This is a genomic window from Achromobacter piechaudii NBRC 102461, from assembly GCF_001571245.1.
Lineage (GTDB): Bacteria > Pseudomonadota > Gammaproteobacteria > Burkholderiales > Burkholderiaceae_B > Achromobacter > Achromobacter piechaudii.
Genome location: NZ_BCTK01000001.1, coordinates 1206239 through 1226350, shown reverse-complemented (window position 1 = coordinate 1226350; position 20112 = coordinate 1206239). Strand labels below are relative to the sequence as shown.

The 20112-nt window shown below is 64.3% G+C and carries 19 protein-coding genes and 1 pseudogene; 13 read left to right on the top strand and 7 right to left on the bottom strand.

Annotation, left to right across the window (positions count from 1 at the left end; all coding sequences use genetic code 11):
* Positions 1–40 precede the first annotated feature (40 nt).
* Positions 41–238 carry a hypothetical protein gene (locus tag API01S_RS05505; protein ID WP_006219535.1) on the top strand — a complete coding sequence of 66 codons (198 nt, stop codon included), beginning with the start codon at positions 41–43 and terminating at the stop codon, positions 236–238.
* A gap of 262 nt (positions 239–500) precedes the next feature.
* Here the strand turns inward: API01S_RS05505 and API01S_RS05500 are convergent, their stop codons facing one another.
* On the bottom strand, positions 501–1553 hold the full coding sequence (locus API01S_RS05500; RefSeq protein WP_061303486.1) for a DNA-binding protein: 1053 nt from the start codon (positions 1551–1553) through the stop codon (positions 501–503).
* Positions 1554–1833: 280 nt separating this feature from the next.
* Between API01S_RS05500 and API01S_RS05495 the strand changes: the two genes are divergently transcribed.
* The 4 genes from API01S_RS05495 (at position 1834) to API01S_RS05480 (ending at position 8180) form a co-directional block, all read left to right on the top strand.
* Positions 1834–2913, top strand: a complete 1080-nt coding sequence (locus API01S_RS05495; RefSeq protein WP_061303484.1) for a site-specific integrase — start codon at positions 1834–1836, stop codon at positions 2911–2913.
* A 111-nt stretch (positions 2914–3024) separates the two neighbouring features.
* Positions 3025–4575 (top strand): sensor domain-containing diguanylate cyclase, encoded by a 1551-nt coding sequence (locus tag API01S_RS05490; RefSeq protein ID WP_050728747.1) that lies wholly within the window; start codon positions 3025–3027, stop codon positions 4573–4575.
* Between the two features lie 264 nt (positions 4576–4839).
* Positions 4840–6600: a GGDEF domain-containing protein gene (locus tag API01S_RS05485; protein WP_050728746.1), complete on the top strand. Its 1761-nt coding sequence runs from the start codon at positions 4840–4842 to the stop codon at positions 6598–6600.
* Positions 6601–7148: 548 nt separating this feature from the next.
* Positions 7149–8180 carry a porin gene (locus API01S_RS05480; protein ID WP_050728745.1) on the top strand — a complete coding sequence of 344 codons (1032 nt, stop codon included), beginning with the start codon at positions 7149–7151 and terminating at the stop codon, positions 8178–8180.
* A 99-nt stretch (positions 8181–8279) separates the two neighbouring features.
* Here API01S_RS05480 and API01S_RS05475 read toward each other — a convergent pair whose 3' ends face one another.
* Positions 8280–9269 (bottom strand): spermine/spermidine synthase domain-containing protein, encoded by a 990-nt coding sequence (locus API01S_RS05475; protein WP_231689370.1) that lies wholly within the window; start codon positions 9267–9269, stop codon positions 8280–8282.
* Positions 9270–9524: 255 nt separating this feature from the next.
* A complete protein-coding gene (locus tag API01S_RS29305; RefSeq protein ID WP_006219543.1) occupies positions 9525–9677 on the bottom strand; it encodes a hypothetical protein in 153 nt (50 codons plus the stop codon).
* A gap of 365 nt (positions 9678–10042) precedes the next feature.
* Between API01S_RS29305 and API01S_RS05470 the strand changes: the two genes are divergently transcribed.
* Both API01S_RS05470 and API01S_RS29155 read left to right on the top strand, forming a co-directional pair.
* On the top strand, positions 10043–10636 hold the full coding sequence (locus API01S_RS05470) for a TetR/AcrR family transcriptional regulator (protein ID WP_050728743.1): 594 nt from the start codon (positions 10043–10045) through the stop codon (positions 10634–10636).
* A gap of 20 nt (positions 10637–10656) precedes the next feature.
* Positions 10657–10967, top strand: a pseudogene (locus API01S_RS29155) (DUF1348 family protein); the annotation flags it as partial.
* Between the two features lie 19 nt (positions 10968–10986).
* Here the strand turns inward: API01S_RS29155 and API01S_RS05460 are convergent.
* The gene (locus tag API01S_RS05460; protein ID WP_061303482.1) at positions 10987–11472 is read right to left on the bottom strand and encodes a MarR family winged helix-turn-helix transcriptional regulator; all 486 of its coding nucleotides are present in this window, start codon (positions 11470–11472) and stop codon (positions 10987–10989) included.
* Positions 11473–11550: 78 nt separating this feature from the next.
* Between API01S_RS05460 and API01S_RS05455 the strand changes: the two genes are divergently transcribed.
* Positions 11551–12753 carry an MFS transporter gene (locus API01S_RS05455; protein ID WP_050728742.1) on the top strand — a complete coding sequence of 401 codons (1203 nt, stop codon included), beginning with the start codon at positions 11551–11553 and terminating at the stop codon, positions 12751–12753.
* A 54-nt stretch (positions 12754–12807) separates the two neighbouring features.
* On the opposite strand, the gene API01S_RS05450 is transcribed toward API01S_RS05455, so the two are convergent.
* Positions 12808–13140: an Rdx family protein gene (locus API01S_RS05450; protein WP_006219548.1), complete on the bottom strand. Its 333-nt coding sequence runs from the start codon at positions 13138–13140 to the stop codon at positions 12808–12810.
* A gap of 116 nt (positions 13141–13256) precedes the next feature.
* Here API01S_RS05450 and API01S_RS05445 point away from each other — a divergent pair, with 116 nt between their 5' ends.
* Both API01S_RS05445 and API01S_RS05440 read left to right on the top strand, forming a co-directional pair.
* Complete coding sequence (locus API01S_RS05445) at positions 13257–14453, top strand: multidrug effflux MFS transporter (protein WP_050728741.1); 1197 nt, start codon at positions 13257–13259, stop codon at positions 14451–14453.
* Between the two features lie 66 nt (positions 14454–14519).
* The gene (locus API01S_RS05440) at positions 14520–15314 is read left to right on the top strand and encodes an enoyl-CoA hydratase (protein ID WP_050728740.1); all 795 of its coding nucleotides are present in this window, start codon (positions 14520–14522) and stop codon (positions 15312–15314) included.
* A 2-nt stretch (positions 15315–15316) separates the two neighbouring features.
* Here API01S_RS05440 and chrA read toward each other — a convergent pair whose 3' ends face one another.
* Positions 15317–16573, bottom strand: coding sequence for a chromate efflux transporter (chrA, locus tag API01S_RS05435; protein ID WP_050728739.1), 1257 nt, complete (start codon positions 16571–16573; stop codon positions 15317–15319).
* Positions 16574–16779: 206 nt separating this feature from the next.
* On the opposite strand from chrA, the gene API01S_RS05430 reads away from it, so the two are divergent.
* Positions 16780–17259 (top strand): carboxymuconolactone decarboxylase family protein, encoded by a 480-nt coding sequence (locus API01S_RS05430; RefSeq protein WP_050728738.1) that lies wholly within the window; start codon positions 16780–16782, stop codon positions 17257–17259.
* 13 nt (positions 17260–17272) lie between these two features.
* On the opposite strand, the gene pdxR is transcribed toward API01S_RS05430, so the two are convergent.
* The gene (pdxR, locus tag API01S_RS05425; RefSeq protein WP_061303479.1) at positions 17273–18694 is read right to left on the bottom strand and encodes a MocR-like pyridoxine biosynthesis transcription factor PdxR; all 1422 of its coding nucleotides are present in this window, start codon (positions 18692–18694) and stop codon (positions 17273–17275) included.
* Between the two features lie 100 nt (positions 18695–18794).
* On the opposite strand from pdxR, the gene API01S_RS05420 reads away from it, so the two are divergent.
* Both API01S_RS05420 and API01S_RS05415 read left to right on the top strand, forming a co-directional pair.
* Complete coding sequence (locus API01S_RS05420) at positions 18795–19241, top strand: GNAT family N-acetyltransferase (RefSeq protein ID WP_061303477.1); 447 nt, start codon at positions 18795–18797, stop codon at positions 19239–19241.
* Complete coding sequence (locus API01S_RS05415; protein ID WP_061303475.1) at positions 19238–19855, top strand: FMN-dependent NADH-azoreductase; 618 nt, start codon at positions 19238–19240, stop codon at positions 19853–19855. Before API01S_RS05420 ends, API01S_RS05415 begins: the two co-directional genes overlap by 4 nt.
* Positions 19856–20112: the final 257 nt, after the last annotated feature.

Genomic DNA, 20112 nt, shown 5'->3' with positions numbered 1-20112 from the left:
GGCGGCCGCACCCGTGGCGGCATCTCTCTGGAGGTTTGCCATGAGGCCCTTGACCTTACTTGCCGCTATCCCCGCCGCGCTGTTGGCCGTGACATTGGCCGGCTGCACCGCGCCCAGCTCTTATAGCTCCACCCAGCAGGGCGCGCCTGCCATGCAGCGCGACCATGCCAATTACCACTCGGAGAACTTTGGCGAGCCCGACAACACGCCGTTTCAAGGCAACTATCCTGGTCGATAGGAATGGTGTCGAGGGAATGCGTGACGTCGCCGGCTTGAGCTTGCGGGCTGTGGCGATGGCGACGCCGGGGGAATCCAGAGCCTTTGTTTGGAAGGATCCCGGCGTTGACGGCTGAGTCGGTGCTGCGCCTATCTGCGAGGAATGGGCGGGGTTGGCTTTTGTTCCGCGTTTGACGTTGTTGAAGCGAGAGCCGAAGGTGTGAGAGCTGCCGAAGAAGCGAAACCTGCCGTTGTTTCCTCGGCTGTCGTTCCAAGTTCTCGTACTAAGTCCCCGCCACGCTCCCCTCGCCTGCCCCCACGGCCGCCGTCATCAAGTGGCGGGTCAGCGCATTCAATTGTTCGTCCTTCTGCTGCAACTGCGCCAGCAGGGTCGCCGCTTGTGCGTCTGCGGCCGCCAGCCGCGCCAACAGCGCCTGCTCGTTTTGCCTGGATGACGTCAGCGTGCTTTGTGCTGAGGCTAATGCGTCACGGGCCGAAGTCTCGGCCGCGTGCATCGCGGCATGGCGCGTCTGCGCCGCCAGAATCTCGGCGCGCGCCTCTTGTGCGGCTTTCTCGGCCGTGCGCTTGGCGTCTTGCGCTTCGCGCAACGAAGTCTGCGACTGCTCGGCCTGCTTTTGCGCAGCCAACTGGGCGTCGTCCAGACGCGCTTGCAGCTTCTTTGCCGCGCCGCGCTCGGCGTCCAGTTCATTCAGCCAGCGCCGTTCGTGCGCCGCATGACGCGATTCCAGCGCTTCCAACGCTTGCGCATGCGCGCCGCGCATTTTTTCGGCTTCGATCAGCAAGGTCTGTACGGCGCTCTGCGCATCTTGCAACTGCCCTCGCGTCTGCTTGAGCTGATCATCACGCTGGCGCAACTGCCGTTCGGCCGCCTGCAAGCGCTCTTCCGTGGCCGCCAGTTGCGCCGTGGCCACGCGCAGGCCTTCCTGGAGATCGCTTTCGCGCTTGGCTAATTGCTGTTCTCGCAGCTGCAATTGTTCAGCCTGCATCGCCAGCCGCTCGCCATCGTCCGCCAGCTCTTGCCAGCGTTCGCGATACGCCTCGGCCTGCTCTGCGCGTGCTTCGGCCAGCGCGGCTTCCCAGAAATGCGTGGCGGCCTGCGTGATGGGATCGGGGATGGCAGGCGGCGCGGCAAACGCGCCCGGGTCCTTGATCCGCGCGCCCAAGGCGCGAAACCACGTCTCCAGGTGCGGGCTGACGGTGTTGGGCGAGCCACGGCCGATCTTCTGCCGCACGCGTTCGATCGTGGGGCGCGCCCCTTCCAGCAGCAGCGCGTCGGCGGCGGTCCAGACGTCGTTTTCGGTGATACCCGTGGCCATGGCCTACTCCCAATCAAATCAGTTCAAGCGCGCGAATTAGTCACGATAATGGAACCTTATCGGGACTAATCTAGCATTAGTGTTAGATATCATACAGCCTACGTATGAATATATATAACAAATCCATCGCGGCGCGCTTTTCGGCGATTCCGTGCAAAAAAGCCGCAAAACCGCATGAATCCAAGCCTGGAGCGGCCACCCAGCGACCGCCAACGCCGAAAACCCCCGCGCTTTTCGTATAGTGCTGAAGTCTCTCCCGCCCTTACGCTTGCCCTGCCCGATGTCGTTGAAATTGCTGGCCTCGCTGCCCTTGTTGGACCCGAACGCCCTGGACTCGCAGGCGGACGCGGCCGTCCGCAGCCTGATGCGCGAAGGCAGTTCCGCCAACACCGCGGCAAGCTATCGCGCCGCCATCCGCTACTGGAGCGCCTGGTTCGAGTTGCGTTACGGGCGCCGCTTCGCCCTGCCCTTGCCCGAGGCCGCCGTCATCCAGTTCGTGGTGGACCATGCCCAGCGCGTGACGGACCAGGGTTTGAAGTGGGAGTTGCCGCTGGCGCTGGACCAGGAATTGGTCCGCCTGAAAGCCAAGGGCCGGCTGGGCCCGCCCAGCCTGAACACGCTGCTGCAGCGCCTGTCGGTCCTGTCGAAAGCGCACGTGCTGCACGGCTATCCCAACCCTTGCGCCGCCCCTGCCGTGCGCGAATTGCTGGCCAAGACGCGCCGCGCCTACGCCCGTCGTGGCATGGCGCCCGCCAAGAAAGAAGCGCTGACGCGCGAACCGCTGCAAGCCATGTTGGCCACCTGTGATGATTCGCTGCGTGGGTTGCGCGACCGCGCCCTGCTGCTGTTCGCCTGGGCCAGCGGCGGGCGGCGTCGGTCCGAAGTCGTGCGGGCCACGCTGGAAAACGTCACGCGCACGGGCGACGGCTATCTATATAGACTGACCCAATCGAAGACCAACCAGGCTGGCGCCCGTCGCGCCGACGATCAAAAGCCGATCACCGGCTCGGCGGCGCAGGCGCTGGATGCGTGGCTTGCCGCCAGCGGCATCGATCACGGCCCCATCTTCCGGCGCGTGCGGCGCGGCGACGTCGTCGGCGAACCCCTGGCCGCCGCCGCCGTGCGCGACATCGTGCTTGAGCGCTGCAAGCTGGCCGGCCTGGAGGGCGCATTTTCCGCGCACAGCCTGCGTTCGGGCTTCGTCACGGAAGCGGGCCGCCGCAACGTGCCGCTGGGCGACACCATGGCCATGACCGGCCATGCCAGCGTCGCGACGGTCATGGGGTATTTCCGCGCCGGCGCCGCCGCGCGCTCGCCGGCCGCCCGCCTGCTGGACGATCCGGACAGCGTAGCCCTATAGATGTTGGTCGATTTTGCCGTAAACGTCGGATCGCCCAAGCGCCGACCCCCGGTCGTGCGCCACCGCCGCGCCGTCCCCCCCCTTTCCTGATTCCCCGCCGACCCCACCCTCATGCGAATCAACCTACGCGGGCTAGTGCTTGCGCTTACCGTTCTCAGCGCCATCGCCGCCACCGCCAATGCCTTGTACGCCAGCTATCTCGTGCAGCGCGACCAGCTCATCAGCAACACGCTGGAGTCCAATCGCGTCTACGCGGCCAAGCTTGCTGAAAGCACCACGAATTTTCTGAAGTCGGCGCAGCAACAACTGGCTTACAGCGCGCGCCACCTGGCCACCCAGGTCGACGCGCCGGACGTGCTGGCCGCCGAAGTCGCCCGCTTGCAGGAACAGGCCAACGACTTCAACTCGGTCGGCGTGATCGGCGCGGACGGAACGATCCTGGCCACCACGCAGACGTTCCGGAACTTCCTGGGCACGCGGATCGACAGCCCGGGCAGCCGCGCGGCGTTGCAGGCACGCCAGCCCTTGATCAGCAAGCCATATGTGTCCATCGCGGGCAACATGCTCATCAACCTGTCGCACCCCATCTACTCCAATGACGGCCGGTATCTGGGCTATATCGCCGGCACGATCTACCTGCGCAATGACAGCGCGCTCCAGCAGCTGCTGGGCAAGCATCATTATGTGGATGGTTCCTATCTGTTCGTGGTCGATAGCGAGGGGCAACTGATCTATCACGTGGAAGCGGCGCGCGTGGGCGAAAACGTCACGCACAATCCGGTCGTCGCGGCGGTAACCCGAGGCGAGTCGGGCGCGCAGCGCGTTGTGAATACCAAAGGCGTGGACATGCTGGCCGGTTATGCGCCCGAACCCCTGAGCGGATGGGGCATCATCGCGCAGCGGCCGGCCGCCATCACGCTGGAACCCATCCACGAGCTGATCTGGGCCCTGATCGGTTATGCCGCGCCGCTGGCGCTGGCGTTCCTGCTGGCGATCTGGTGGTGTGCCCGCTTGATCTCCCTGCCCCTGTCGCAACTGGCCACCAATGTCGAACACCAGGATGTGGCCGTCGCCATGCAACGGGTGCAGTCCGTCAAGGCGTGGTATTTCGAAGCGGAACGCTTGAAGCGCGCCGTGATGGCCAGCATTTCCAGCTTGCAGGACAAGATCGGCAAGCTTAATCAAGCCAGCATCACTGATCCGTTGACGGGCCTGCGCAATCGGCGCGGCATGCAGGACGCGGTCGAGCATCTGCAAACCAGCGGCACGCCGTTTGCCGTGGTGGCGCTGGACATCGACCACTTCAAGCGGGTCAATGATACGCACGGCCATCCCAAAGGCGACGAAGTCATACGCGGCATGGCCGACCTGATGCGGCAATGTTCGCGTCCGTCCGACGTGCTGTGCCGCAGCGGCGGCGAAGAGTTCCTGATGCTGCTGCCCAACGCCGGCGCGAAGGAAGCGGCAAGCGTGGCCGAACGCCTGCGCAAGCACACGGCCGGGCAGCCGCTGTCGGGCGTGGACGGCATTACGGTGTCGGCAGGCGTGGCGCAATGGACCACGGCCACCGGCGACGTCGCCCCGACGTTCAAGGCCGCGGACGCCGCGCTGTATGCCGCGAAGAAGCAAGGGCGAAACCAGGTCGTCATGCAAGTGGGGTGAGGCGACAGCGCCGGCATGAACGATCGCATCGTTCTTGGCCTGCCCATTTACTCGTCCTGAAGTCCTCGGACTTGCGATCAAACGCGCGTATTGCCACCAAGAATCGGGATGCTTCTGCAACGCTTTGCAGCAGCGCGAAATACTGTTTCGTCCGAGCCAGGATTTCTGCTTCGCACCACCTGCCACACGCGCCGCCACGCTGGTATTTACAGTATTCTGCGCAGCACTCGTCCTGGTCCACGGACCATGCTTTTTGGCACGTCAATGCTGCGCCGCGCGTTCGCTTCTCAATCGCTGGAAAAGGTTTTCTTCCTGTTGGCGGCGGGCATGCTGTTGTTGGTCTCGGTGCTGACCGGCATGCTGCTGCTACAGAATTGGAAGACCTGCTCGTCTTCCACCGACGCGCGCAATGCGTTCGAAATCGTCCGTGCCACGGTGACTGTAATCGAACTGGCCTCGGCCGAACGCGGGCCGATGAATGCGGTCTTGGGCGCCGACCACCCCCTGCCCGCCTCGACGTTGGCCGCGCTGCGCGCCGCCCGAGAAAAGACCGATCGGCACATCGACGCGCTGCTGGCGCTCTACGCCCCGCCGTTGAACCCGACGTCCGCCAAGGAGCGCACGGACTTTCTTCGCGCGCGCCAGGCGCTGATCGAGGCGAGGAAGAATGCCGATCAACGGATCGCCATGCCGCGCGACCAACTCAGCACGGAACTCGTCTGGGACACCGTTAGCCGGATGGTGGCCGTCATTCCTGAATGGCAAGCCGCCATGGCTGGGCAGGTGGGCGTGGCCATGCAAAACGAAATCGACGCGCCCGGCGTGCTGTCTTTGGCCCTGCTGGCCAGCGATCTCCGAGAGCAAGCCGGATTCCTGGGTTCGCTATATACGCCGGCGCTGACCGCGCACCGCGCGTTGACCCTCGACGAGCACTACCGCATCGAACGAGTGCGCGGCCGCATCGACGAACTATGGGCGCTGATCAATTCGCGTATGGCCACGCGGCCCGACCTGGCGGCGTCCTTGATGTATGCGACCTTGCGGCAACGCTATTTCGGCGAGGGGCTGGACTATCTGGACCAGGTGCGCGGCGCCCTTACGTCGAGCTACTCGACGAGGATCTCCACCGGCGAATTGGCGGCGACGTATGTACCGCTGATGGGGTCGATCACGCAGTTTCGTGATGCACTGCTGGACCGCGTCAGCCAAAGTATCCAGGTGCATCGGGAGCAGGCATTGACGCTGTTGGTGGTGACGCTGGTGGCGACCGCGTTGCTGGTGGCCGCGTTGGCGCTTGCCCTGGTGCAATTGCGCCGCAAGGTGATTCGCCCTTTCGGCCTGGTCACGCGCATCATCAGCGCGATTGCGCACGGCACCACGCCCGCACGCATTCCTGCGGGTCGTCATCAAGGCGAAGTCGGCGACGTCTTTGCCGCGCTGCGCGTATTGAAAGACAGTTCCGTCGTCAGGAAGCGGCTGGAAAGCGAACGCGACCGCCTGATCGCCGACCTGGCGACACAGGCCGAAACCGACTACCTGACGGGTCTGCTGAACCGCCGCGCTTTCGAAACCCGGTTTGAACTGGCGCGCGCCAACTGGCAAGGACCAGGGCCGGCTCTGACCTTCATCCTGTTCGACATCGATCACTTCAAGCACGTCAACGACACCTACGGACACGCCAGCGGAGATCTGGCGTTGAAAGCGGTTGCGGATCTTTGCCGCGTCGTCTGGCGAAAATCGGATGTGGTGGCGCGTGTAGGCGGCGAGGAATTCGCGGTGCTGTGCCATACCGGCAGCGCGGCCGAGGCGGTTGAGATGGCGGAACGCATGCGGGCGGCCATCGCGGACACGGCGGTGCTGTCCGACAACGGCAAGCTGTTCGGCCTGACCGCCAGTTTCGGCGTGGCCTGCGTGCCATGGGAACAGGCCGCGTTGGCTGGGACGATGTTCAACGTCGCTGACGAATTGCTCTATCAGGCCAAGCTCAATGGCCGCAATCAGGTTGTGCAACGCAGCCTGGTGTAGCCCGCGGGTTCCACTCGTCGCTATTTGTGGGGGGTTATTGCGTCCTACTTTTGGACGTGACGCTTTTTGATGACGCCCCTGTCGCTCAGATTCGTAGTCGTCTTATTTGAATAGACGGCGACTCTCACCATAATGCGCCATGTCGGTTGCGATGTTAATGAATCCTCGTTCGCGGGCGGGTGGTTCGTCGCGCATCGCAATTGCTTTTGCCAAGTTTCAGCCGGTTCTGCAGAACGGGTTTGGGGCTTGGTGACAGGTGTATAGGCGCTCTTTTGCGCTTGCTCTTGCGCCGATGAGCGCATTTTCGATGCGCATCCTGGCCGTCTCGCGCGCCCATTGCAAACGTCCAAGGCGCGTCTGACGTTCAGCATTCCGCGTTCGCCCGGTGTCCGCTTTAGCCCGATGTAGGGGCATGGTCCGCGTTCTATTCCTGCGGGTCGTTCTCGCTCTTTCCACGCTCTTTCCCAAGTCCTTAGCGACCTGCCTTTTGGCCGGCCGCCGGGGATCCTTTTGTCCAACGCAGCACAACATCAACACATGGGGTATTCATGAAAGCAGCAAGCTTTACGCGCGGTGCGCTGTTCGTCGCACTGGCCGCTTTGTCGGGCGGCATCGCCCAGGCGTCCACGACCAGCGTCACGCTATACGGCGTCATCGACCTGGGCTTGGCCTTCGAGCGCCGGCATGACAGCACCGAAAGTTCGTCCCATTCGCATGTCGGCATGCGCGACGGCATCCAATCGGGCTCCCGCTGGGGCTTGCGCGGCGTTGAAGACCTGGGCAACGGCTACAGCGTCGTGTTCCGCCTGGAAAGCGGGTTTCACGCATCGAACGGTACCGAAGCCCAAGGCCGCCTGTTCGGCCGCTGGGCCTATCTGGGGCTGGTTGGTGACTTCGGTGAACTGCGCGCCGGTCGCCAGCAGGTTCTGAGCGACAGTTGGGGCGGCGTCGGCTCGCCGTTTGGGACGTCGTGGGGCGGCGCATCGGCGTCGGTCACCTCGGGCTACAACGATGGCGACTTCGGCAACGGTGGCCGCGCCAACAATGCCTTCATCTACCGCACGCCGGTCTGGAGCGGATGGCAGGCCGGTTTGGGCTACAGCTTCGAGGCGCACGACAACAACAAGTTCGCCACCGCCAATCACGACCGCGTCTGGACCGCAGGCCTGCGCTACCGTGACGGACCGTTGTCCACGGCGTTGACCTACGAACACCTGAACCCGGACGCCAGCGTGCCGGGCAAGCTGAACTCGCGCAACCTGCAGGTAGCCGCGGCTTATGATTTCGACGTCCTCAAGCTGCATGCGGGATACGGCAATCTGCGCAATCCAAACATCGGACCCTCGGCAGGCGTGCGCCGCGTGAATTCCTTTGTGACGGGCGTGGGCGTGCCGATCAACGGCAGCAGCAAGGTGCTGGCTGCCTACCAGCGCGCCACCAGTTCGCACATCAAGGGTTGGGGCCTGGGCTACGAACACGATCTGTCCAAGCGCACCAACATCTACGCGTTGCTGGACCGCGTGGATCACCGCGAATCCCATACGTTGCAATCGGTGGTCGGCCTGCGCCACCACTTCTAAGCCGCGCCTTCCCGGCCGCGCGGGCGGCCGGGGGCATTCGTCGGACGGGCCTGCTCAAACCAGCTTGCCCCAGGCAAGTGTTGGCCAAGCCGGCGCTTGCTAGACCAGCATCGGCCAGTACGTAGGCGCCAGACACAACCACATCTCGGCGCTCATGCCGTCGGGCTTGCTCTTGGGCAAGCCCCTGCGCCGTTTGAGAGTATCGCCACGGCATGCGAAAACAATGCTGTGCGCGCAAGCGGTGTCATTCACCTCGATGACCGAACCAGAAAACGTTTTCTTGATCCTGCCCAGGTAAGTGCCGAACTCGAAATTGGATGCGTGAAAGTTGCCCACCATCATTCCGTTCGGGGCCAGCGCGTCAAAGCAGGACTGGTAAAACGCCTCGGTGGTCAGCTGCGGCGGCAAGCCCTTGATGTCATAGCCATCGACCAGCACGGCGTCGTATTCGTCACGATATTGCTTGATCAGTTCAGCGCCGTCGCCTTGCAGCACGGCAAAGCGCTCGTCGTCACGGGGCACATGAAACGAGTCGCGCAAGGCAATCACATGCGGGTTGATTTCGTAGACGTCGATGCGAGTCGATGGCAGATGTTGATAGCAAAATTTCGCCAAGGATCCGCCGCCCAAACCCACCATGGCGATGCGCCGCGGCTTCGGGTTGAAGAGCAAAAACGCCATCATGATGCGCGTGTATTCCAGATTGAGCGCCGAGGGGTCTTTAGTCCACATTCGGCTCTGGATTTCAGAGTGGGAAAACATCAACGACCGTGATGTCGTCGTGGCGTAAATAAAGGGTCTTACCTGATGATTGCTTGAGGTGTTTTCAGGCATTCCAAAACTCACTGGCGAAGACATGACGCTGCCGCGCAGGCGGCCTTGCAGGCGATGCGCGGTGCGTGGACCCGAGCGAAAACCCGCCGCCGCGCGAAGGCGACAACGAAGATCAAGCAGGGGGAATGGAGTGTTGCCGGCGGCGCGTTCGACTGGCAGCCCTGTCCGTGTGGCCGAGGCACGTTCAAACTGGCGCCTGCCTGCTCGTCTGGCACACGTCTGGTTGTCCGTCACCCGCATGTTCAAAAGGCGCATGTTCAAACGGCGCACACAGGGCGCGCCGTTCGGGTTTGTGAACCGCAAGGTAGACGGAATATCTGAATCGGTTGCCGAGGCGATCGACCAAGGTGATCAACCGAGGCGACCACCCTAGCCCATCATCCCAGCCATCAGCCAAGACAACCAACCATGGCAACCGGCCGAAAACCCGGCTTAAGCGTTTCAGATCAATCAGTTAGCGCCAGTGCTTGGCAGGCACTACGCCCGCATATGCGGGCGTAGCCAGAAGAACTATTTGGATGACCGCGACGTATCGCTGTCTTCAGAGGTTTCGGAATCCGCGTCGACGGCATCGATTTCCGATTCCTTGTTCGCGTCGGGGGCCGTCCAGTTCAGGGGCGGAACCTCGAAGCGCCACTTTTTACCAACCAGTTGATGCGACATGAGCGTTCTCCTATGCGTGGGTGCGTGGCTTCCCCGTCCAAGCAGTGCACCGCCGGGTTCAAGCGTGCCGGGAATACCGCAGAAAAGCGCGGGGGCCTGACCGATTCGGATCTGAGTCAGGCTGGGTATTCCAAGATGGCTTTGCAAAAAAATCTTGATGGCAGGCTGTAGTGGCTGCAGTGGCCTTTTGTCGCCGCCTTTGCCAGTTTTATTCTTGTGTTTTTATTTTTGCTGCCAATTAAAAGATCTTAACATATTTATAAAGGAAAAAGCAAGCAAAAGCCGTCGGCGGCTCAATAACTTGCCGCCAGAGAATGGTCGTTCTACCATTTGCGCATTCCCTGTAGAACGATCATTCTCCACCCATGAACACCTACACGCCCGCTCCCCTGACCGACACGCAAGAGCGCCTCTTGCGCGCCACCGAACACTTGATCTATCGAGGCGGCATCCACGCCACGGGCATGGACCTGATCGTGAAGACCTCGGGCGTAGCGCGCAAAAGCCTGTACAAGCACTACCCGAACAAGGACGCCCTGGTTGCCGCCGCATTGACCGCGCGCGACGAACGCTGGATGCGGTGGTTCGTTGCCGCCACCACGCGCGCCGCCGCACCCCGCGACCGCCTGCTGTCGATCTTCGATGCATTGCAAGAGTGGTTCGAATCGGACGGCTTTCGCGGCTGCGCCTTCATCAATGCCGCGGGCGAGATCAGCGATCCCGACCATCCCGTTCGCCAGGTATCGCGGCTGCACAAAGCCCGGCTGCTGGACCATGTCCGAAGCCTGGCGCAAGAGGCCGGCCTGTCCGATCCGGACGAAGCCGCGCGCCAGTTGCTGGTGCTGATCGATGGCGCCATCGCCGTGGCGCTCGTCACCGGCGACCTGACCATCACCGCCACCGCGCAGCGCGCGGCCGCCGCCCTCTTTCCGCCCATCGCCCTTGCCCCAACCCGCTGACCCTTCTTCACCTTTGGAGCTTCGTCAAGAATCGCGACGAAGCCCGCGCATTGCTCGCGCGCAAGTAGGCCAAGGAGCTGGACTACCGACTCATCAAAGAGCCTGCACCGGCAACCGCATTGCCGTGCGCTACGCCTATGAATGGCATGACGATTCCGACAACTGGTTCCGCTCTTACGGCAATGAAAACTGGGAGTTCGGCGAAGACGGCCTGATGATCCATCGATACTCGTGCATCGACGACCTGCCCATCAAAGAGGCGGACGGTAAATTTCACTGGCCCTTGGGCCGCCCCGACGACCATCCCGGCCTGTCCGAACAGGGCTTGTGACGCCGCCTGGCCGCGCCCGCTACGCGTAGGCGTTAAGCAGCTTGCCCAAGAGCCGGCTCAGTTGTTCCTGCTCGGTCCGGGTCAGCGGCGCAAGCACCTCCGCCTGGTTTTGCAGATGCGCGACGACGGCCTCGTCGATCAGCTTGATGCCGGCGCGGGTCAGCATCACCAGCGTGGCGCGGCCGTCATCGGGGTTGGGCGTGCGAGTCACCAGACCCGCTTTTTCCAGGCGGTCGATGCGGTTGGTCATGCTGCCTGACGAAATCATCGCGTCTTCATACAACGCGGTCGGCGTCAGCGCATAGGGCTTGCCGCTACGGCGCAGCGTGGCCAAGACGTCGAATTCGCCCGGCTGCAATCCGAATTGCGCGAAAAGCGGGTTGATCCGATCGCGCGTGATCACCAGCGCGCATTCGCCCAAACGCCCCAGCACACGCATCGACGATACGTCCAGCTCGGGGCGTTCCCGGTTCCATTGCTGGATGGCACGGCTTGCTCTATCCACGGTCGCTCTCCATTTATCTTGACGTCAAGATAAAATCCAAATATCTTGACGCCAAGATATTTTACCGGAGGGCTACGCATGCTGCGCGCCACCGGCCCTGGAGCTGTTGTGTCATCGACTTATTTGAATGCCTGGCGCGTTGCCGCCATCATCCTCGTGGGCTTGAATCTGCGCCCCGTTCTCGCCTCCGTCCCTCCTCTGCTCGACCTGCTGCAAGCGGCCACGCGCATGACCGACAGCGCGGCGGGCTTGTTGACGGCGCTGCCCGTCTTCGTAATGGGCCTGGGCGCGTTGGGCGTCGCGCCGTTGCGCAGCTGGATCGGCGAGCAAAGCGGCATCGCCGTCGGCGTCGCGCTGGTCATGGCGGCCACCGCCTGCCGCTTATGGGCCAGCGAGGCGAACCTGATGCTGGCCACGGGAGTGATCGCCGGGCTCGGGATCGCCGTGACGCAGGCATTGCTGCCCTACTACATCCGCGCGCGATTCCCCACGAGCGCCAGCGCGATCATGGGCTTGTACTCGACCGCCATCATGGGCGGCGCGGCGGTGGCCAGCGTGGCCGCGCCCGTGCTGGCCGAGCGGGCGGGCTGGCCATGGGCGCTGGCGGCCTGGGCTCTGCCTGCGGCGGCAGCGCTGTTGTGCTGGTTGCTAGTAAACCGTCATGCCGCAGCCCATCCGGCGAATGCGTCTGTCACGGCAGGGCTGGCGCGCACCCCACGTTCGCGACGCTGGCTGCTGGCGGTATTTTTCGGTTTGGGCACAGGCGCCTACACGCTGGTGCTGGCGTGGCTGCCGCCTTATTACACGGCGTTGGGGTGGACGCCGGTCGCGGCTGGTCAGTTGCTGGGCGCGGTCACCGTGGCCGAAATCGTGGCGGGCTTGGCGGTGTCGCTGGCCATTGGCCGCTTGTCCGATCGCCGCGTAGCGCTGTTCGTGGCCATCGGATTGCTGACGCTCGGGCTGCTGGGCCTGATCATGGCGCCCGCCCGGCTGGCATGGCCCGCCGCCGTGCTGTCCGGCCTGGGCATCGGTGCGCTGTTCCCGCTGTCGCTCATCGTGACGATGGACCATGCGGCCACACCTTCGGAAGCCGGTCGGCTGGCCTCGTTCGTGCAGGGCGTGGGCTATCTGATCGCTGCGCTGTTTCCGTTCGTGGCCGGCTTGATCCGGCAACATCTTGCGGGGCTGCGGCCGGCTTGGATGCTGATGGCGGGAATCTGCCTGGTGCTGTTCGCAATTGCCCTGCGGTTGCGCACGCCGCAGGTGGCGATCAAGCCGTGATGGCGCGCAACATCGGTATTCTTCCCCCACCGATGTCCGCCCCACCCGCCCGATTCATTCGTCGGAGTCGGTCGCCGCGCCCAGGACCGGGGCGGCGGCGTGGCCATCGATGTGGCCCAGCGGCCGCGTGGGATCGAGGCGGTCGCGTACCCGTTGCTTCAAGACCTTGGCCTCCGGAAAGCCGCCGTCGCTCTTTCTGTCCCAGATCAGATCGCCGTTGTAGGTGATCTGAAAAATGCCGCCCGTGCCGGGCTGCAACACGACTTCGCCCAGGTCGTTGCCGAATGTGGACAGCAGCTCTTGCGCCATCCAGCCTGCGCGCAGCAGCCACTGGCATTGGGTGCAGTAGAGGATGACGATGCGGGGACGAAACGCGGGTGTGCTCATGGGGAAATATTCTACTGCCGGGCATGGCCGTACCGCCAAATGGTCGCCGGCCTGTTCCTGCCTTCGTGGATAATATCGGGTTTTCCCGGATGCACAATGCATCCCCGAGTCTTGCGATGAAGTCTGCTTCACCTTCCTCCAGCCAGCGCTGGCTGATCGGTCTGTTGATGGGCCTGGTCACGTTGACGCCCATGGGCATCGACATCTACCTGCCCTCCCTGCCCACCATGGCCGCCGGGTTTGGCGAACCCGTCAGCGCGTTGCAGGCCAGCATTACGCTGTTCATCTTCGCGGTCGGGCTGGGCCAGATGCTGATCGGCCCCTTGGCCGACCGTTACGGCCGCCGCCCCGTGGCGTTGGGCGGCGCGTTGGCCTATCTGGCCGGGTCCGCGCTGGGCGCGGCCGCGACATCGCTGGACGTGTTCTACGTGGCTCGGGTGATTCAAGGTCTGGGCGCGTGTTCGGCGTCGCTGGTGGCGTTTGCCGCTGTACGCGACCGCTTCAGCCCCGCCGTCGGCGCGCGCGTGTACAGCTATCTGAACGGCGCATTGTGCTCCGTGCCGGCCTTGGCCCCGATGCTGGGCGGCGCGCTCGCGGTGCACGCGGGCTGGCGCAGCACCTTCGTCTTCATGGTGGTGTTTGCGCTGGCCTTGATGCTGCTGTTGGCGCGGCGTTTCGAAGAAACGCGCGTGCCCCCGAGCGGCCCGCGTGGCGCGCTCTACAGCCTGCCGCGCTATCTGCCCATCATTGCCAGCGCGCGCTTCCTGTATTTCGCAATGTTCGGCATGGCGGGCATGGCGATGATTCTGGTGTTCGTAGCGGCCGCGCCCGTGGTGCTGGTGCAGCAGCTGGGCTATTCCGAATTGGGATTTTCCGCCTGGTTCGGCGGCAACGCGGCGATCAACATCGCGGCCTTCTTCCTGGCGCCGACCTTCATCGCGCGCTTTGGCCGCCACACGATGGTGCGCGTGGGCATGGTCGCGTTGCTGCTGGCCTCGGCCATGCACGCCGCCGCGTGGTGGTGGCTGCCGCAAGCGGCCTGGGTGTTCATGCTGCCTGTCGTCGTGTTGACGGTGGGCTTTTCGTTGGCCTTGGGTTCCGGCCTGAGCCTGGCGCTGGAACCCTTCGCCGAACGCGCGGGCACCGCCGCCGCCGTCTATGGGCTGTTCCAGATGAGCGGGTCGGCCGTCGTCGCCACCGTGCTGCTCGATAGCGGCATGGCGCCGCAAGCGGCCATGGCGCTGATCGGCCTGGTCATCGTTGCGCCCTTGTTGTGCGCGTCGCCGGGCATCGCGCGGCGCTTGCGCGCCTGATCGGGAGGGCCCGGCGCCCGCCTGGCTTGCGCTAGTATCCTGGAAACCGACTTTCCAGGAAACGACATGGCCACGGATTCCCTGAACCACGACGCGCTGCTGCTGCGCACATCGGAAAGCGGCGTCGTCACGTTGCGCATGAACCGTCCGGCGCAATTCAACGCCTTGTCTGAAGGTCTGCTGACCGCCTTGCAGCACGAGATCGACGCGTTGGCCAGCGACGATGCCGTGCGCTGCGTCGTGCTGGAATCTGCCGGCCGGGCATTCTGCGCCGGCCATGACCTGCGTGAAATGCGCAGCCAGCCCAGCCTGGATTACTACCGCGCCCTCTTTCGGCAATGCAGCCGCGTGATGCAGGGTCTGCAAGCCTTGCCCATGCCCGTCATCGCCAAGGTGCAAGGCATCGCGACGGCGGCGGGCTGCCAACTGGTGGCCAGTTGCGACCTGGCGGTGGCGGCTGACACGGCGCGATTCGCGGTCTCGGGCATCAACGTGGGGTTGTTCTGCTCGACGCCCGCCGTTGCACTCAGCCGGAATGTGTCGGCCAAGCGCGCCTTTGAAATGCTGGTGACCGCCCGCTTCATCGATGCCGCGCAGGCGCAGGACTGGGGCTTGATCAACCATGCCGTGCCCGAAGCCGAGCTGGATGCGCGCGTCAACGCGCTGGCGGCCGACATCCTGGCCAAGAGCCCCAGCGCCATTCGCTACGGCAAGCAGATGTTCTACAAGCAACGCCAGATGGCCTTGGCCGACGCCTATGACTATGCGGGCGATGTGATGGCGCGCAACATGATGGAAGCCGACGCGTCGGAAGGCATCGACGCCTTCCTGCAAAAGCGCGCGCCGCGCTGGCAGTCCTAGTCTTACGCCAGGAAAGCCAGGGCCCAGCCGCCCGCCGCCGCCAGGATCACCACCCACACGGCCGACCAGCGGGCGTAGACCAGCAGCGCGAACAGCAGCAAGGCCAGGCCGAAGTCTGACCTGTTCAGGATCGCGCTGATCCACACCGGGTCGTACAGCGCGGCCAGCAAAATGCCGACAACGCTGGCGTTCACGCCGGCAAGAATATTGCGCACGCCGGGACGCCGCCGCAAGCTCTCCCAGAACGGCAGGGCTCCGACGACCAGCAAGGCGCCCGGCAGAAAGATGGCCGCCAACAGCGCCAGGCCGCCTACCCAGCCCGTCAGCGGGCCGGACGACAAAGCGCCCAGGAATGCGGCAAACGAGAACAGCGGCCCCGGCATGGCTTGCGCCGCGCCATAGCCTGCCAGGAAGTCCGCGTTGGACACCATCCCGCCAGACACCGCCGTGGATTCCAGCAAAGGCAGCACCACGTGCCCGCCGCCAAACACCAATGCGCCGGCGCGATAGAAACCGGCTATCTGCGCGACCAAGGTGGAATCCGATATGGCCGCCCAGGCGGGCAAACCCGCCAGCAAGGCCACGAACAAGGTCAACGCCACATAGGCCGCGCCGCGCGATATGGGGGCAGATGGGTTGGCCAGGATCGGGCGAGGCGGCAATTGCAACACGACCATCCCCACTACCGCGCCCAAGGCGATGGCGCCGATCTGACCCCACGCGCTGGGCAGCACGATGGCAATCAAGGCAGCCGCCACGGCCAGCCCGGCGCGCGGGCGGTCCGGACAGAGCGTGCGGCCCATGCCCCAGACCGCCTGGGCCACGATTGCCACCGCCGCGATCTTCAATCCATGGATCACCGCCGAGCCGGACAACCACCCAAAGTGGGCCAGCCCTATTGCAAAGCCGATCAGCGCCAGGGCCGACGGCAACGTGAACGCCAGCCACGCGGCCGCCATCCCCAACCAGCCGGCGCGGCGCAGCCCGATCGCCATGCCGACCTGGCTGCTCGCCGGTCCGGGCAGGAATTGGCACAACGCGACCAGATCGGAATACGCGTAGTCGTCCAGCCAGTGCCGGCGGTCGACAAATTCCGTGCGGAAGTACGCAAGATGCGCCACGGGGCCGCCGAACGAAGTCAGGCCCAGCCGCAAAAATATCAGGAACACTTCCAGACAGGAGCCTCGCCCCGGGGCCGCGCGTTCGTCGGTGGCGGGCTTGTTGGCGACGTGTTCGTCGTGTGATGGGGGGTGCGGCATGGACGTGAGCTTCTTGGTCAGTCGGGGCGTGGGGGTTCAGCCCCTGGATCAAGCTTATAGCCGGGGCGCGCGCGCGATTCAAGCGTCATGGGCGCCGCGCATGGCCTAGAACTAAACACCATTTATGGCACTTTTTGCGTGGGCCAATCTGCCGCATCCTACGGGTTCCTGATTCCCTCATCCTCAGTGACTTAAAAGGTAGGCTCATGACCCAGCGGTTGAATTACTTCCAGGCGTCGGCGGAACTGTCCAAGAAATACATGGACTTCAGCGCGGCGATGAAAAAAGTGCCTGTCATCGAAGCATTCGGCGACCTGATCGATATCCGTGCATCGCAGATCAACGGCTGCGGATTTTGCCTGGACATGCACGTCAAGCAAGCCAAGCTGCGCGGCGAACGCGAACTGCGGCTGCATCACATCGCCATCTGGCGCGATTCACCCTTGTTTTCGCCGCGCGAACGGGCCGCGTTGGCCTGGACCGAAGCCTTGACCACCCTGCCCGCCCACGGCGTGCCCGACGACGTCTACGCACAGGTGCGTGAACAGCTGACCGAATCGGAGATCTCGGACCTGACGTTCCGCATCGTCGCCATCAATGGCTGGAACCGCCTGAACGTGGCGTTTCGCACCGTGCCGGGGTCGGTCGACGCCGCCTACGGGCTGGACAAGGCCGGGCTGGCCTGAACGCCGCCGGGCGCTACATCAGCGCGCGGATTTGCAGGCCGTAATCGTAGGCCTGGCTTTCCGAGGCGATGTTGGTAAAGCCCAGCAGCAGCCCCGCCTGCGGATCGGGCAGCGTCGACCAGCGGGACAGCGGGTGCGCGTACAAGCCCTGTTCCAGCATGCGCGCGGCCAACGCCTGATCGCGCTGCCCGCCTTCCATGCGCGCCACCAGATGCATGCCGCCCGGCTGCGGTTCGATTCGCATGCGCGTGCCCAGCGCCGCGCTCAGGCCGGCCGCGGTGGCCGCGCGCCGCTCGCTGTACAGGCGGCGCATGCGCTGGATATGCCGGCCAAAATGCCCTTCGCTGATGAAGGCCGTCAGGATCGCCTGATTGAACACGGCCGCGCCGCCCGACAGCAGGCGGCTGATGCGGTCAAAGCGCGGCACCTGCGCTTCGGGCACCACCAGGTAGGCCAGCCGCATGCCGGGGAACAGCACCTTGCTGAACGACCCCGCATACAGCACGCGTCCCTGCACATCCAGGCTCTTCAGCGCGGGCAGCGGACGGCTGACGTAGCGGTATTCGCCGTCGTAATCGTCTTCCACGATCCATGCCTGACGGCGCTCGGCCCAGTCCAGCAGCGCTTGCCGACGGGGCAAGGACAAGGACATGGACAGCGGGCTTTGATGGGCGGGCGTCACGACCGCCGCCTGTGCCTGCCCGGCGCGCGCCAATCCTTCGCTGACCATCAGCCCGTCGGCGTCCACCGGTATCGGCACGGCGTCCAGCCGCGCCTGCGCCAGCAGCGCGCGGGTGGGCGGATAGCCGGGGTCTTCCACCCAGACCTGGTCGCCCGGCGTCAGCAAAGCCTGGATGATCAGCTGCATCGTGAAGTTGTAGCCCGACGTGATGTAGACCTGCGCCGGCTGGCAATGAATGCCACGGGCCACGCGCAGGTAGGCGGCAAGCGCTGTGCGCAGGCTCTCTTGCCCATCGGCGGGTGGATAAGACAGGTCGGCGGGTTGCATGCCGCGCAACTGACGCGCACCCAAGCGCGCCCACAACTTGCGAGGAAAAGCGTCCAGCGCCGGAATGCCCATCTGAAAAGGCAGGATGCGTGCCGGCCGATGCCAGCCGTGATCGTCGTCGGCCGCCTGGACCGGCGTCGCCACCGCGGGCGCAGCGGCTTGCGGTTGCAGGTCGGGCGCAATGATCGTGCCGGCCTGGCCGCGCGCCTGGATGTAGCCTTCGGCGCTCAACAGGGAGTACGCGACCTCGATCGTGCCGCGCGCCACGCCCATTTCCTTGGCCAGCGCGCGGGCGGACGGAATGCGGTCGCCGGGCTTGAGCGTGCCCTCGGCAATCGCGCCGCGAAAGCGTTCATAGACCTGCCGGTACAGCGGGTCGGCGCTGCCTTCTCGAAGGGGCGGCAAGGCATCGGGGCGCGCGATCATGGCATAGTCTAAAGTTCAATTTATGGCTCTTCAAATTATGGCATGGGCTTTTTACGATGGGGGCTGTTCTTCACCCGCCCCATCGCATCACCGAACCCTCATGACCGACACCGACCTGCAACACATCGAGACCGAAGACGCTTTGCGCGCCTGCCTGCCGCTGATGCGCCAGTTGCGCCCGCACCTGATGGAGGCCGACGATTTCGTCGCCCGCATCGCGCGCATGCGCCATCAAAGCTATCGCCTGCTTGCCGGCATGAACGCCAATCAAGCCGTGGCGCTGGCCGGCTACCGCTTTCAGGAAAACCTCATCTACGGCCGCTTCCTGTATGTCGACGACCTGATCGTGGACGATACGCGCCGGGGTGGCCGCTGGGGCGCGCGCCTTCTGCACGCCTTGGACGCCATCGCACGCGAGGCCGGTTGCGCCAGGCTGGTTCTGGATACCGGTCTGGCCAATTCGCTGGCCCAGCGCTTCTACTTCCGCCAGGGCCTGCTCAGTAGCGCCCTGCACTTCAGCAAGAACCTGAATACCCTCACCGCATGAGCATTCTTCACATTTTTTGCAGCCCGCGTGGCCGTGCCTCGGAAAGCCATCGCCTGTCGGAACACATCATCAAGCGGCTGGTCGATGCGTCGGGCGACGCGGCGCCTACCATCGTTGAGATCGACGCGACCCGCCTGCCGCATGTGGACCACGATTACGCTTGCGCGTTGAGCGCGCCCGCCGATCCGGCAGACGAGGTGCTGGCGCGCGGCGCGCTGCGCCAGTCCAGCCAATTGATCGACGCCCTGCGCGACGCCACCCACATCGTCATCGCCACGCCGATGCACAACTTCACCGTGCCGGCGTCCTTGAAGGTCTGGATCGATCATGTGGTGCGCGTGCGCAGCACGTTTCGCATCACGCCGGATGGCAAGATCGGCAATCTGCCCGACCGTCCCGTGTATGTCGCCGTTTCGTCAGGCGGTGAATTCTCGGGCGCGGCGGCGCGCCAACCCGACTTCCTCACGCCGTACCTCACGCACGTGTTGGGCACGATCGGCTTGAAGAACGTGACGTTCTTTTCAGTGCAAGGCACGGCGCGTGGTGACGCCGCATTGCAGGCGGCGCGCGCGTCGGCGCAAGCGGCCGTTGCCGCGCATCCAATGGCCGCCTAGTCCGCTCATCCTCTTTGTCCAATCGCCCGCATCAGCATGCCAATCCGGTCTGGTGCGGGCTCATAAGTGCTTGTTTACCAAGCCTTTTGGCCACGTCCTCTTATTTAATCGGGTCGCATTGACACTGCGGAAACGCGGGCACTACGCTAGGCCGCACGCAGGGCTACGCGCCATCCGCGCCTGGGTCTACGCAAACTTGCACGCGCCATCGGCCATCGAGGATCAGCCATCGGTCATCGGGCGCATGGCGTATTTTG

Bases quoted from the DNA above. Each gene is read 5' to 3' on its own strand.
- API01S_RS05505 (WP_006219535.1), top strand. From the start codon at position 41: ATGAGGCCCTTGACCTTACTTGCCGCTATCCCCGCCGCGCTGTTGGCC.
- API01S_RS05500 (WP_061303486.1), bottom strand. From the start codon at position 1,553: ATGGCCACGGGTATCACCGAAAACGACGTCTGGACCGCCGCCGACGCG.
- API01S_RS05495 (WP_061303484.1), top strand. From the start codon at position 1,834: ATGTCGTTGAAATTGCTGGCCTCGCTGCCCTTGTTGGACCCGAACGCC.
- API01S_RS05490 (WP_050728747.1), top strand. From the start codon at position 3,025: ATGCGAATCAACCTACGCGGGCTAGTGCTTGCGCTTACCGTTCTCAGC.
- API01S_RS05485 (WP_050728746.1), top strand. From the start codon at position 4,840: ATGCTGCGCCGCGCGTTCGCTTCTCAATCGCTGGAAAAGGTTTTCTTC.
- API01S_RS05480 (WP_050728745.1), top strand. From the start codon at position 7,149: ATGAAAGCAGCAAGCTTTACGCGCGGTGCGCTGTTCGTCGCACTGGCC.
- API01S_RS05475 (WP_231689370.1), bottom strand. From the start codon at position 9,269: ATGCGCCTTTTGAACATGCGGGTGACGGACAACCAGACGTGTGCCAGA.
- API01S_RS29305 (WP_006219543.1), bottom strand. From the start codon at position 9,677: ATGTCGCATCAACTGGTTGGTAAAAAGTGGCGCTTCGAGGTTCCGCCC.
- API01S_RS05470 (WP_050728743.1), top strand. From the start codon at position 10,043: ATGAACACCTACACGCCCGCTCCCCTGACCGACACGCAAGAGCGCCTC.
- API01S_RS05455 (WP_050728742.1), top strand. From the start codon at position 11,551: ATGCTGCGCGCCACCGGCCCTGGAGCTGTTGTGTCATCGACTTATTTG.
- API01S_RS05450 (WP_006219548.1), bottom strand. From the start codon at position 13,140: ATGAGCACACCCGCGTTTCGTCCCCGCATCGTCATCCTCTACTGCACC.
- API01S_RS05445 (WP_050728741.1), top strand. From the start codon at position 13,257: ATGAAGTCTGCTTCACCTTCCTCCAGCCAGCGCTGGCTGATCGGTCTG.
- API01S_RS05440 (WP_050728740.1), top strand. From the start codon at position 14,520: ATGGCCACGGATTCCCTGAACCACGACGCGCTGCTGCTGCGCACATCG.
- chrA (WP_050728739.1), bottom strand. From the start codon at position 16,573: ATGCCGCACCCCCCATCACACGACGAACACGTCGCCAACAAGCCCGCC.
- API01S_RS05430 (WP_050728738.1), top strand. From the start codon at position 16,780: ATGACCCAGCGGTTGAATTACTTCCAGGCGTCGGCGGAACTGTCCAAG.
- pdxR (WP_061303479.1), bottom strand. From the start codon at position 18,694: ATGATCGCGCGCCCCGATGCCTTGCCGCCCCTTCGAGAAGGCAGCGCC.
- API01S_RS05420 (WP_061303477.1), top strand. From the start codon at position 18,795: ATGACCGACACCGACCTGCAACACATCGAGACCGAAGACGCTTTGCGC.
- API01S_RS05415 (WP_061303475.1), top strand. From the start codon at position 19,238: ATGAGCATTCTTCACATTTTTTGCAGCCCGCGTGGCCGTGCCTCGGAA.